This is a genomic window from Paenibacillus lactis, from assembly GCF_017873605.1.
Classification (GTDB): Bacteria; Bacillota; Bacilli; order Paenibacillales; family Paenibacillaceae; genus Paenibacillus_AQ; species Paenibacillus_AQ lactis.
Genome location: NZ_JAGGKI010000001.1, coordinates 21,421 through 35,304 on the forward strand (window position 1 = coordinate 21,421; position 13,884 = coordinate 35,304).

Here is a 13,884-nt window from a genome sequence, read left to right on the forward strand (position 1 = left end):
ACGAGGCCTCCTTGTCATTACAGCTTAAGTTTTCCAAATTCTTCTCCGAATACGATATCCTTAGCCAATTCGTTAGCTCTTGCTAGAGAAGCATGTGTACCTGCATCTGTCCACCAGCCTTTAAGAATATCAAATGTAAGAGTCCCCTTCTTAATATATGCATTATTTACATCTGTGATTTCCAATTCTCCTCGACTGGATGGCTTAAGTGTTTTAACAATGTCAAACACTTTATGATCAAACATATAAATGCCTGTAACTGCAAGATCACTCTTCGGCTCTTTCGGTTTTTCTTCAATAGAAACAATGCGGTCTCCTTGAAGCTCTGCTACGCCGAAACGATGAGGGTCATAAACCTTTTGCAATAACAGCTTTGCCCCTGTAACCTGCTTACGAAAGTTGTCGACAAACGGAGAAATGTCGTCCTTAAATACGTTATCACCGAGAATAACCACCATCTGATCATCGCCTACAAATTGCTCAGCCAAATCAAGTGCCTGCGCGATTCCACCGGCTTCATCCTGAACCTTATATGTAAAGGTTACTCCCATTTCATTACCGCTTCCCAAAAGGTTAACAACATCGCCCATGTGATCTTTACCCGTAACAATTAATATATCAGTAATATCTGCCTGCTTAAGTTTAAACACTGAGTGAAATATCATTGGATATTTTCCTACAGGTAAGAGATGTTTATTAGTTACTTTAGTTAGGGGATATAAACGTGATCCTGTACCACCAGCTAGTATGATGCCTTTCATCAAAAATCCTCCCGATTTCCTGTTAGTCATATCATTCATTAAACACAAATATTCTGATAGTAGTTGATTGTTTCTTTCAAGCCTTGGTATAAAGTGAACTGACTGGTCCAACCAAGGATGGATCTCGCCTGACGATTGCTTAATGAGCTGTACTTTATATCGCCTACACGCTCATCCATATATTTAGGAGACGCATCAATTTCCAGTATCTTACACATCATTTCAAACAATTCTTTCACCGAAATTTCTGTTTGTGTACTGATATTTACAATGCAATTTTCCCCTTTAGTAAGAGCAGCGATATTGGCGTTCACGATATCTTTCACATAAATGAAATCGCGAGTTTGGGTACCATCACCATGAATCTGAATCTCCTTTTGGGTAAGAAGATTATCCAGAAAAATCGAGATCACGCCACCTTCACCTCTAGGATCCTGCCGTTCACCGTAAGCGTTGCTGTAACGTAGAATCGTATATTTAAGTCCATGAAGATTGGAATACAACTGAATATAAAATTCAGGAGTTAACTTGGACAGTCCATAGGGCGACAGAGGAGAAAGCTTGGCGCTCTCTTCCACAGGAAGTTCTTCCGGATAGCCATACACTGCCGCAGAAGAAGCGTAGATAATTTTTCGCACGCCGGTTTTATAGCAACAATCCAAAATGTTGATCGTTCCGTTAATATTAATTGATGCGTCCAGTGAAGGATCGGAAACAGAATGCGCCACACTAATCTGGGCCGCATGATGTATTACAATCTGCGGATTAAAGTCCTCAAAAACTTCCAAAACGTGTTCACTGCGAATATCGAGATTATAAAATATAGCAGCAGGATTAATGTTTTCTTGCTTTCCAGTGGACAAGTTATCTACGATGCATACTTCATGTTGTTCAGCAATCAACCTGTCAACAATATGAGAAGCGATAAACCCAGCTCCTCCGGTCACTAATATTCTCATACCTCTACCTTTCCAATAATACTATGATTTTTGTAGTACAGTTCTTCCAAAATATCGATGCTCGGCTCCCATCTCCATTCTTCTGCTGTCTTTTTGCCATTCGCAGTCAGACGCTGTCTAAGTTCAGTATCTTCGATAAGCTTTTTAACCGCTTGCTTTGCTCCTTCAACATCCCCGATCTTCACAACCAGTGCGTTGTGGTTATCAACAATATACTCATCATGGCCTGTCACATCTGCAACTACGCAAGTTCCTCCACAAGCCATCATTTCAAGCGGTGGGCCAAAAAATCCTTCTACCCGACTCAGTTTAACGAGGATATCACAACTGGAATAGATTTGATTCATCTGACTCATTGGCACCTTTTCAAAGAATACGTCGCATTTCCATTCTTTTTTCGGTTTGCCCGCTGAGCTTACACACCATACTTCACAATCCAGATCACTAATAGCATTAAAGGCATCCTCCATACCTTTAAACGGTATATCGATTGGTCCTTCTAGCAGTACTCTTACTTTATCGCCTTTTTTTGTAATTGGATCCGTCTGGAAAATAATATTCTCATCTAATCCGTTAGGTACATAGGTAGCATCGTGACCAAACTTTTCTTTCAGCCATTTTTGAATCCATTTGGCTTCGGTCATATATTCATAATCAAATTTATACGAATCCCATGCTTTTTGACTTTCAAAAGATCCTGCAGGATAAAAGCGGCTCTCATCGGATTGAACAAAATATACTTTTCTCTTTGCAGGAATATCAGCGATGGTATAAGCAGTGCTCCAACCTGTTGCAACAAGAATATCCAAATTGTCCGGTGCTTCATCGACCCCGATAATCTCAACTTTTTGATTCGGGAACCAGTTGATTTCCCGCTGAATATCCTCAGTAATAAGCAACACATCATATCCACGATTTAACAAACGGTTGGCGTGCTGACATACTACTGCGATTCCGCCCGATATGCCGCATCCGGGAATAAGATAGGCAATCTTAGGCTTCATCTCTACAATGTTTTTGTGCTCTTCCAGCATCAGATTAAACCAGCGATTATCGTCATCTTTGAACGAAAGTTCTAGGTTGTTGCCATGTAATCTAAGATTGGTTAATATCAAAGGAATTGATTTGAACTTATATCCTTTATACGCCATTCTGAGCCATAATTCGTGATCCTCGCGATAACGCATACTTGTTTTTAGTCCACCTACTGCTCTGACAGCATCCAGCCGCAACATTACAGTACTTTGGCAAGGGACACACATTTTGAGCAATTCATCGTATCCGCAATCCGGGCTAAATACCTCCTGTCCATCCTTAATATCAATCATGCGTGATCCGTCCACAATAGCTCGCCAGCCGCCATAAACGACGTCCGCTTTAAATTCATTAATATAATTCAAAGAAATTTCCAGGCGATTCGGTTCTGCAATATCATCGCTATCCTGAAAAGCCAGAAACTCCCCGCGCGCCTCACGAATGGCTTTGTTCCGTCCGCGTACCGCGTTGCCGCTGTTGTTATAATATTTAAAAATACGAACTTTCTCGTGATCTGTATACTCATCTACAATTTTCAATGTTTCAGCCGGAGAACCATCACAAACGATGATCAGTTCAAAGTTTTGATACGTTTGATTCAAAATCGAATCTATACTTTGTCGTAACACATCTGTTCGGTCATATACAGGAATGACCACACTGATGCGAGGAATATCTCCAACTTCTTGTTCCACATCATTTTTAACGGGGATAGGAGCGGGAAGCGGCTGATTCCGATTGATCAATTTTTTAATCGCCCACTTTGGATCAGCTATGCCTTTTTTGACCCAACCTCTATATTTTTTGACTTTGGTAATGAATTTCCAGGAACGAGAACTATAAATACTTTCCAGTTCCATATCTTTTTCCCTTGTGAGATCAAGCAAGTATTTAGTATTGTTCTCTTTTTGTTCCAGCTGTTTAAGAAATCCTTCTCTTTCAAATTCCAGATTTTGAATTTGAGTATCTTTGCTGGTTGCCATCTGTGTTAGTGTAATAATCTCGCGATTCAAAGCCGCTTCAGTCGTTTCCAGTTCAGACTTTAATCGGGCCTGCTCCTTCGCTGCCTCGTCTCGTTCTTGCAGCAAAGTTGCTTCGGTCGTTTCCAATTCAGACTTTAATTGGGCCTGCTGCCTCACTGCCTCTTCTCGTTCTTGCATAAGTTTTGCTTGCTCAGCTTGCATCTTCGTCAGGCTTTCAGTCAATCTGACTTCATTGGCCTCATTGACTTTTTTAACTTCCAGCAAATACTTTAAGTTTTTCTCTTTTTGTACAATCTCTTTTCCAGCAAAAGTATATCCTTCTATAAGATACTCCATAATCTGCGGATCAATAGTAACAATACTACCTCTTTCTTGCTCTCCAAGTTTATAAAGCTCAAAATACTGTGCCGCACTTGTTCTAATGTCGTGGAATTGTACAGCAAGTTCCAAATTGGCTTCAATAGTCTCACGTGTGTAGTATTTTTGAATTAATTCAATAATTTGATCAGCAGTGTACTTTTCATTGTTTACTCTTCCAGAAAAATTCTTCTGACGAAAATCATAGTAAGTATCAGGTGTTACAATACCGTCGCCGCCATTATAATCAAACACAAGAGGAAGTCTGCCACAACTCATGGCTTCCAGTATGCCTCGTCCCAATGAAACAACCACATCGGAATTTAAAATTTCATTTTCCACATTCCACACATTGTTGTGTGATTGTCCAACAATTTTAAACTCCATGCTCGCTTTATTGGCTGCTTCTTCCAAAACCTCTTTAACATCAGGAGTATAACGGTTAGACAACAATAAGATGGTTTCGGGTTTTTCGTTAACCAGGGTTCTAGGATAGAACCGGGTTTGATCGATTCCATTACGGATAATAGATATTTTATCTTCTTGAATGTCCCAGTTTTGAATCAGGTGTTGTTGTACCTCTTCACTAACCGCTACGTACTTAACAATTGATGGAATAAAAACTGGCTTCTCTTGCCACGGAATAATGCCATGCGAAGTAAATACCATAGGTACAGAGGGATATTTATAATAAACGGAGATGGCTTCTGCACGATGCTGGGCATGGATAATGTCAACATCATCAGGTAAAGAAGCGATTTCGTCTGTGACAAATACACCGAGCTCGGTATATTTGTCTGCTAACTGACCAATTCGAGTCGAATAAAGAAAGATTTCATGGTTTTGCCGCAAAAATTCCTTGATGAGGCTGTAAGTGAAGGTTTCCGTCCCTCCACTGTATTGCAAATCATGAAGAGTAAATAAAATTCTCATTTGACCAGGCGCTCCTATCAAAATAAAGATTATATTCAAAGTTCTACATTTTTATATAAAAAATCAAGGGGATAATAATGATCCCTATCTAGCAGATAACCTTTATATTTTTTTAGCATAACATCCCGTTCATTTTCAGGCCACGAATAGGAATGGGGTTGTCGAGTATATAAAAGCTCATGATTCACCAGCTTTACGTGGCCTGAGTGAATATTGACACGCAGGCAATAATCCACAATGGTCAAATCTGTAGCATAGGTTTCATCAAAATCCCCATAATATTTGTAGGCATCTTTTTTCAACAGGAACAATTCGGGACTGATTGCCGTAACATTTTGCGCGATTTTGAGTCGACCAAAATATCCAAAAAAGCCGGGATTGATATTATCATACAGATTTATGATCCCTTTTTGGTTAACTGCAAGTCCATAACTGCTGATTTTATTTTTTTTGTTCAAAACTTTGGGAGCTATAATGGCAGACTTGGTAGTAGCAGCTTCTGCAATTAAAATCTTATACCAATCATCAGCCAGGGTTCGAATATCCGCATTCAAAACGATAAAATAATCAGCATTGCTCGTTTTAAATAAACTATTTAATGATTCAGCAACATTTTTATCACTGCAGTCATAGACCCTATAGTATGAGGACCGCTCTGCAATACTGTCTGAATCTTTATGAAAAGAAGCAAAATTCATCATCACTACATCAAGTTGCCGGTATTCAGAAGAGATATTCAGACTGGCATAGTACTCTTTTATAGATTGTGTATTTCCCCAATTGCCCAAGCAAAACAAAGTCGCTGTCTGTATCTCATTGAAAACTGGAGTTATATTAAAAGCACCATGAAATGCACCTTCATTCACTATCAATAATTCATTTCGGTTTGAAATATAATTCTGCAGGGCATTCTTCCCGGCCTGCAGAGCGTAAGACTTGGCTGAATAGCTGGCAGCTGTGGAACTTTCACTGATCCGCCAATGGTACAAAACTTTTGGAATATGATAGATACACTCTGCTCGTTCAGTCAATCTTAAAATAAAATCGTAATCCTGACTTCCATCGAATTGACTATTAAATAATCCCGTGCTTTGAAGCAATGAAGCTTTAAAAACCAAAAAATGACAAATATAATTATAGCTTAGCAGTGTATCCGGAGACCAGTCCGGTTTTTTATGGACACTTATATGTTGCCCGGTATTACCGACAATTTTGTCTTCATCGGAATAAATGACGTCTGCACCGTATCTGTTAATAGCATCTACGCATTCAAATAATGCATCTGGCGTTAATAAGTCATCATGATCAAGCAACCCTATATATTCTCCCGTTGCCATTTCAAGTGCACGATTGGTATTTTCAGAGATTCCATAATTAGTTTCCGAGCACGCATAGACTATTTTATCACTTCTAGCTATAAAATGGCTTATTACTTTCTCGACATCTTCATCAGTACTCCCGCCATTAAACAGGCACAATTCAAAATTGGAATAAGTCTGATTGATTACAGAGTCAATCATTTTTCCTAAAAACAGGTTATTCGTATTATAAACAGGGACGACAATACTGATTTTGGGTTGGTAGTCGAATATTTTGTTTTTCTGCTCTTCAAGCTGCTGTTCAGTCAAAGGCACAAAAGGGGGCTCTGAAAAAGATAAATGAAGCCATTTTTCATGAACCTTATCGATAAAGCTTTTTATGCCTTTATCTCGAATCAGGTGAACAGCACGCATGATTGCTCGGAACTTATTAATCATTAATTGTCCCCTACTTATTTTTTATGAATCGCAACAATTCAAACAGAATAATATTCAGAAAACTAAAGAAAAGACCGTTAATTATAATATCGATAACAGTGAATTGGTTCTGGTAAATAAGTTTTCCTACCAGACTGCCTTCCTGGTGCTTACCCGCAAATGACAGATTTCCGTCCGCCAGACTGTTGTTGTCCTTCCAAAAGGTTACTGCTTGGGATGGATCGTTTGTATTGGAAGTTATTTTCAAAATATACATTTTACCCTTTGAATTCTCTACAGGAGCAAAGGACAATTCGCTATATGCATTATCTTTGGCCTGAGCGTTATTGAGTTTTGCCTGTCTTATTAATTGGTTGGTATCCGCTTCATAAAGTGATAACAACGTTTCACTGTTATTTTTTCTATTGAATGTAGAAAAAAACAGATCGACTTTAGTAAGACCATCCTGCTTGGCGGAAAAGGACTGTTCAATTACTTTGCCATCTGTAACCTCACCAAAGTTAGCATTCAGATTTGTTCCCAGGTCAATCGTCTTCAGCTTAAATACTTCTGGTGCAAACAGGTTACTATTTTGGATAGCATACACCGAAGATACAAAAGCAAACGTGACGATTATTACAATAACATAGCGCAACATTCTTTTGATCATCATACACACCCAAACTCTCTAAATTATTCTGACTGGCACCATATCACTCCAGTATCTCCCATTCATGCTTGCATCTAAAATATCCTTCCGCAACAGGCAATCCGCGCCGGTTCTTTTTAGGCAATACTCTAAATTCGGATATATAATCATTACGATCATACGGATACATAACCATATCATCAGAGATATGAACGGAAATGAAATATCGTCCATCCAGAAAATCATTATTCTCCACTTTGATTTTGAATACGGAATAAGGCCGCTCTAATTTCATATCGTCACGAACAGTATTAAACAAAGTGACAATATCGCCCTTCTCATTATAAATGATCATCCCCACACCGTATTTCAAGCCGGATTCTCTGAATCCGAGTTCAATCGTGAATACAATATCTTCTCCGGTAACCACTACGTTTTTATTCATTTGAAAGTCTTTTACAAAAATCTTATTTTTAGCTTTACCGGCAGGAACATCGGCTGGTTCTTCTGCAACAGCGGTCTTTACAATTTCTTTTGTCTCTTTTTGTTCGATAAAATATTTGTATTTTTCGCAAATTTCGTCTGCCGGTCCCTCTTCTCTCAGTATGCCTTTTTCAATCCAGACTGCACGATTGCAAAAATTACGGATCGCGCTTAGACTGTGACTTACAAACAGGATGGTAGCTCCGCTTTGTACCATTTCCTTCATTTTTTCATAACATTTCTCCTGAAAAAACATATCACCGACAGCCAGCGCCTCGTCCACAATCAATATATCTGGCTCAACATTGATGGCTACTGCAAAAGCCAATCTGGCAAACATACCGCTTGAATAAGTTTTTACGGGCTGGTAAACAAAATCCCCAATATCAGCAAAGTCGAGAATTTGCTGCAGCTTCTTATCAATCTCGTCCTTCCCCAGATTCATCATGCTTCCGTTCAAATAAATATTTTCAATGCCTGTGAGCTCCTGGTTAAACCCTGCACCCAGTTCCAAAAGCGCGGAAATTTTACCATGAACGCTCACTGTACCATTCGTTGGATTCAATAGACCGGTAATAATTTTCAGAATCGTTGATTTACCGGAGCCATTTGTCCCAAGTATGCCTACAATTTCCTTTTTTCTGACCTGAAATGAGACATTGTCAAGAGCTGCATAATCGTTATGATATTTCTTTTTCATCGGATGTAATGCTTCTTTAAGCCGGTCAGATGGCTTGGTATATAACTTGTATACTTTGCTGATATTTTTTACATCAATGACAACTTCTGCACTCATCTTAACACTCCATCCTTATAAAACGTCAGCAAAATGAGGTTTTAATTTTTTGTAGAACAATACTCCGACCAGAAAAATAATAAAGGAAACACACCAGAAGTACAGCGTCATCTCTGGCTTTTGCCAGAACCAGACTTCACTTACCAGCGAGTCTCTGTATCCTTCTACAATGTAATACATAGGGTTCAGTTTCAATAAAGTCAAGTAATGGGCCGGAAACAAAGAGGGTTGCCACAAAATAGGAGACAGCCATATTCCAAATTGCAATACGATAGCCACAATTTGATTCAAATCTCGGAAAAAGATAACGCAGGAAGCCGTAATGTAAGACAAGCCCAGCAATAAAAAGCACAGTGCAAAAAGGTAATATAGCAGCTGCACAATATAAATAGTAGGCTCATAACCATACAGAAAATACACATACAATAAAAAAGCCATAAAAAATACGTGTACAAACAGCGCCGACATAATTTTGATGCTTGGCAAAATGCTGACTTTAAACACAACTTTTTTTACCAGATAACTGTACTCAATCAAGCTGTTGGTCGAGTTGCCAAGAGCCTCGGAAAAAAAGAACCATGGAATAAGACCACACATCAACCATAAAATATACGGGATATTGTTAAGCGGAACTACACGGAATCCTATTTCGAAAATGAACCAGTATACGAGAATCGTCATCAGAGGCTGGACAAAAGCCCATAAAATCCCAAATTGGGAATTGGCATATTTAACCCAAAAATCATTTTTAGCCAATCTTAAAACAAGGCCTCTGGAATTATAGAATTCTTTAAAAAGAGTTAAAATCTTAATCACTTCTTTCGCATGATATAATCCAATCATTTTATAGTTGGATATTATTAAAAGAACAATACGAATATTGTCCTCTTCACATAAAGACTAATAAACTATTGCTTAATATTATTGCACCAGTAAAAAGCTCATACACTATATAATGTTTGAGAATAAAATTGGTTGTGGGAACTCTTCTGCTCTCCTCTCCATCGTAGCTTGTGGGAACATAGGAGAATGATTCGAAACTTGATATGACTGTTATCCCTGCGTTACCGTTCCCCTGCTTGGATTTGAACATTGGTGTGGACAAGGTAAATCTGATGGATCAAGGGCCTGGTCGCAGCATTTTTAAGACGAAACTAGATGAGGAGTTCACGTGCCGCTTGTACCAAAGCGACGTTAGAAGGTCAATAAAAACGTATTAAAGTGTTTCAGAGCCTTCATTACTTTAAACGCCAGCCTTATCTCTATAAAGCAGGAATTCTCATCGTATGCAACCGTTACCGACTGGCTGGCTAACAGTCAAAAAATAACTTCTCCAATTTTGTCGTCTAGCAATCACTCGGGTTCCTTAAGAGCGTTTTTTAAACTGATCTATAATCTATGATAATATGAGTTATTTACTGTACAGCTGTAATAAATTGTTATGTTAAATTACACACGTATCTATAAGAAGAGGAGATTGTAAACCTTGTCGAATCCGGTATACGAAAACACAGTATCGACCCGTAAAGAAAAAGCTCGCCAGAACTTGGGAACTTCTAGGATTATGCGCTATTTTACTAGTTCCCCTATGTACAGATCAAATTAGACAAACCCCGCCCCCGTATAACCCAAACTTGCCTGGTCATAAACAGCGCATAATAAAATGGTAAAACCGATCCTTCTGACCGTAGTGTTAGACAAAATATAGCCCCTTCCTATGCATTATGCTAAAATATTGTCGTATCTACAAGAAAAGGAGCTAATTACGTTGTCGAAACCAGTATACGGCAAAAAAGCCGCGGAGTCGAGGAAGAGAGAGACAAGATCGGCATTATTTTGGGTGCTAGTAGCAGGGATCATCCTTTTTCTGGCATGGACGCCATTCCAAACGGCATTATTTAACGGACAAGAGATGAGTTTTGAAAAACCTATTTTTTGGGCATCGATTCTATCCTGCCTATTGCTGTTCCTATGGATCGCTCATTCTTTCAAAAGCATTCAATTAAAAGATCAACGTGACTGGTTAGCCGTTGGCGTAATTCTACTGCCTCTGACATACTTAATATCGTTACTCAGTGCAGCATCCCAGGTTCTTGCGATGAACATGGTGATCATCAACTGTATTTACGCGACGATGTTTGTCATTGGGTTATATACGCTTCGTGACAAGTTGGGAAATCGAATTATCCAGAATACGATCATGACGGTTGCCTACCTTATTGTTGGTTTTGGCTTCCTCCATTGGTTCGGCCAGGGCAAGACAGCCGGTGCCATCGCAAAATGGTTCTCCAACACAGTGCTTAACGGTACATACACTCATGCCGTCATGACAGATTCCAACGGTTTGCGTCTTACCTCTGTATTCCAGTATGCGAATACATACGCTGCCTTTTTGATGGCATTCCTATTTGCAGCTGTATTCTGCATTACGGCTTCACGAAAATGGTACGGCAAAGCGTTCCACAGCTTCATGATGGTACCGATCATTGTGTCGCTACTCTTGACGCTATCCCGTGGGGGCCTGGTCATGCTGCCGGTTGTATTTGTTCTGCTGCTCTTGTTCCTGAAGCCTGCTCAACAGCTGCTGTGGATCCTGTATTGCGGCATTGCCGGCATCGCATCGCTCTTAATCTCTAAATCCGTGACCGAACTGGGGCTTCAGCTTAATGAAACGTTTAGCGGCAGCAGCGCGTTAAAGGGATGGGGAATCCTGATCGGCATATCCGCGGTCGTTGGGCTAATCGGGTGGGCTATCCAAAGCTTTGTCGCTCCGAAACTGGACAAGATTCTGGGGAAATGGTCCTCTAAAAAAGGCTCAAGCCTATGGATTCCGATCGGATCTACGGTGATCGGCGGACTCTTGATCTTCCTGTTTATTGGGACAGGCCTCAAAAATATTTTGCCGCAAAACATTAGCGTCCGCTTGGAGAACATCAACTTTAATCAGCATAGTGTTCTCGAGCGTTTCACTTTCTATAAAGATGCGATGAAGGTTCTTGCGGACTATCCGATTATCGGTGCAGGCGGGGGTGCCTGGGCCTCACTTTATGAGCAATACCAGAACAACCCGTATACGAGCCGTCAGGCTCACAACTTCTTCCTGCAGTATCTCGTTGAGGTTGGTATTCTCGGCTTTGTGATTTTCATGGCATTTATCTTGTATATTTTCTATAAATATATTCGCGGTTACATGAAGGGGACCGAGGAGGATCGAAACAGCCACTTCCTGTATCTCATTATCGTACTTTCCATTCTGATGCATAGTATTTTGGACTTTAACATGAGTTACGTGTTCATGGGGATTCTCGTATTCCTGGGGCTCGGCGGTATGGCCGCAGTCATGGAACATAAAACGCTCGCCAAGTGGAAGGTAAAAGATTCAACGGCCAGAGGTGTTTATAGTGTAGTTGTCGGTCTCGGAGCCATTCTTGTCTTCATTACGTCGATTCGTTATGTGCAAGCAGCCGATGCAGCAATGGAAGCTCGCAGAGTTGTCCAGGTCAGCACATCATATGAGGAGATTAAAGCACCGATCGACAAGGACCTAAGCATTCGTCCAAGTCACCCAGATTCCGTGTTGCTGTTAGCCTCACTTTATCAGGCTGTATATCAGCAGAATCAGAACGAAGACTTCTATAACGCATCAGTTGGTTTATTGAATAAAGCACTGAAAGATGAGCCTCACAACAAAGCAATGCTTCGCAGCTTGATAAAGACATATGAAATGAAACAACAGCCGGAGCAAGCATATGATGTCTTGATTCAGAACGCGCCTAAATTCAATTGGGACATTGAATGGTACCAGGATATCATCCTGCAAGGTTACGAGCTTGGCATGAAAGCCCTCGGAACAGGCGACCACGCTAAAAAAGATGAGTACTTTAAGCACGCAACCGATGCTTTCGCCAAAGTACAGGAAGGTATTCAGCACCTGAAGACGCTGCCGGAAGGTCAGCTCCAAGGGAATCCTTTTGAAAATAGTCCGGAAATGATCCTCCATGCAGGCAAGATGCATTACATGATGAATCAGCCGGAGCAGGCAGTTAATGCGCTCAAAATCGGCATTCAGGACGATCTGTCACAGCCATCTGCTCAAGAGATTGTGAGATGGTACCTCGCTGCACTTCAGAAGCAAGGTCAGAGCGACGAAGCTCTGCTTGAGAAGTTAAAGCAGGCTGATCCGAATGCGGAGCAAAACATCAAGCAATTGGCGGAGCTTCAATTCTAAATCAAATAGCGGGCACGTTCCCGGTAGATCCTGTTCATCTACCGTAACGTACCCGCTATTTCTTTATTCATGTTAGAGACTATCTTACTTTCTCCATTATTTTACTCATGTAAGCTAGCAAGTCTTCTCGTAAATCCTCACGCTGCAGTGCATAGTGAATACCCGTCTCTATAAAACCAAGCTTGTCCCCTACATCATGCCGAAGGCCTTCAAAATGGAACGCGTAAATCGGATGCCGCTGAGACAGAGAATACAGCGCATCTGTCAGCTGAATCTCGCCATTCTTTCCTTCCTTCTGCCCTTCAAGCAGATCGAAAATATCCGGCGGCAGAATATACCTACCCATAATTGCTAGATTGGAAGGCGCCTCATCTCTCGAAGGCTTTTCCACCAGTTGGGTCGTCTTATAGATTCGATCACTCACCCTTTCACCATCCACAATTCCGTACCGATCCACTTCTCCCCAATCGACCGTCTGGACGCCTACAATGGCCGATTGATATGTATCGTAAACCTTCATCATTTGTTTCAGGCACGGCACTTCCGACTCTACAATATCGTCACCGAGCAGCACCGCAAACGGCTCGTCCCCTATGAATTTCCGAGCACACCAAATTGCATGCCCCAGGCCCTTAGGCTCTTTCTGCCGGATATAGTGAATATCGGCCATATTCGATGGCTTCCTTACTTCCTCTAGAAGCCCCCACTTCCCCTTTTCCGCCAAGTTATGCTCGAGCTCAAAGGAGGAATCGAAATGATCCTCGATCGCCCGCTTCCCTTTACCGGTTACAATAATAATGTCCTCGATACCGGAAGCGACCGCTTCCTCAATAATATATTGAATGGTCGGTTTGTCCACAATGGGGAGCATCTCTTTCGGCATTGCCTTCGTTGCCGGCAGGAAGCGCGTGCCGAGTCCAGCTGCGGGTATAATCGCTTTACGAATGTTCATCCTATCTTCTCC

Annotated in this window: 9 protein-coding genes; 1 reads left to right on the forward strand and 8 read right to left on the reverse strand. The window is 40.8% G+C overall.

Annotation, left to right across the window (positions count from 1 at the left end):
• Positions 1 to 17: 17 nt before the first annotated feature.
• Genes J2Z18_RS00085 through J2Z18_RS00115 form a run of 7 tightly spaced genes read right to left on the reverse strand, consistent with a single transcriptional unit; the run spans position 18 to position 9,448 of the window.
• Positions 18 to 761 carry a sugar phosphate nucleotidyltransferase gene (locus tag J2Z18_RS00085; protein ID WP_210093953.1) on the reverse strand — a complete coding sequence of 248 codons (744 nt, stop codon included), beginning with the start codon at positions 759 to 761 and terminating at the stop codon, positions 18 to 20.
• A gap of 38 nt (positions 762 to 799) precedes the next feature.
• Positions 800 to 1,720 carry an NAD-dependent epimerase/dehydratase family protein gene (locus J2Z18_RS00090; protein WP_210093954.1) on the reverse strand — a complete coding sequence of 307 codons (921 nt, stop codon included), beginning with the start codon at positions 1,718 to 1,720 and terminating at the stop codon, positions 800 to 802.
• Positions 1,717 to 5,028 (reverse strand): glycosyltransferase, encoded by a 3,312-nt coding sequence (locus J2Z18_RS00095; RefSeq protein WP_210093955.1) that lies wholly within the window; start codon positions 5,026 to 5,028, stop codon positions 1,717 to 1,719. The genes J2Z18_RS00090 and J2Z18_RS00095 overlap by 4 nt, the downstream gene beginning before the upstream one ends.
• Before the next feature lie 35 nt (positions 5,029 to 5,063).
• A complete protein-coding gene (locus J2Z18_RS00100; RefSeq protein WP_210093956.1) occupies positions 5,064 to 6,785 on the reverse strand; it encodes a glycosyltransferase family 2 protein in 1,722 nt (573 codons plus the stop codon).
• Between the two features lie 10 nt (positions 6,786 to 6,795).
• Complete coding sequence (locus J2Z18_RS00105) at positions 6,796 to 7,437, reverse strand: hypothetical protein (protein ID WP_210093957.1); 642 nt, start codon at positions 7,435 to 7,437, stop codon at positions 6,796 to 6,798.
• Between the two features lie 40 nt (positions 7,438 to 7,477).
• Positions 7,478 to 8,692 (reverse strand): ABC transporter ATP-binding protein, encoded by a 1,215-nt coding sequence (locus J2Z18_RS00110; RefSeq protein WP_210093958.1) that lies wholly within the window; start codon positions 8,690 to 8,692, stop codon positions 7,478 to 7,480.
• A 15-nt stretch (positions 8,693 to 8,707) separates the two neighbouring features.
• Positions 8,708 to 9,448: an ABC transporter permease gene (locus J2Z18_RS00115; protein WP_245255796.1), complete on the reverse strand. Its 741-nt coding sequence runs from the start codon at positions 9,446 to 9,448 to the stop codon at positions 8,708 to 8,710.
• A gap of 1,012 nt (positions 9,449 to 10,460) precedes the next feature.
• Here J2Z18_RS00115 and J2Z18_RS00120 point away from each other — a divergent pair.
• A complete protein-coding gene (locus J2Z18_RS00120; RefSeq protein ID WP_210093960.1) occupies positions 10,461 to 12,920 on the forward strand; it encodes an O-antigen ligase family protein in 2,460 nt (819 codons plus the stop codon).
• Positions 12,921 to 12,999: 79 nt separating this feature from the next.
• On the opposite strand, the gene galU is transcribed toward J2Z18_RS00120, so the two are convergent.
• Positions 13,000 to 13,872: a UTP--glucose-1-phosphate uridylyltransferase GalU gene (gene galU / locus J2Z18_RS00125; protein ID WP_077568357.1), complete on the reverse strand. Its 873-nt coding sequence runs from the start codon at positions 13,870 to 13,872 to the stop codon at positions 13,000 to 13,002.
• Between the last annotated feature and the right edge of the window lie 12 nt (positions 13,873 to 13,884).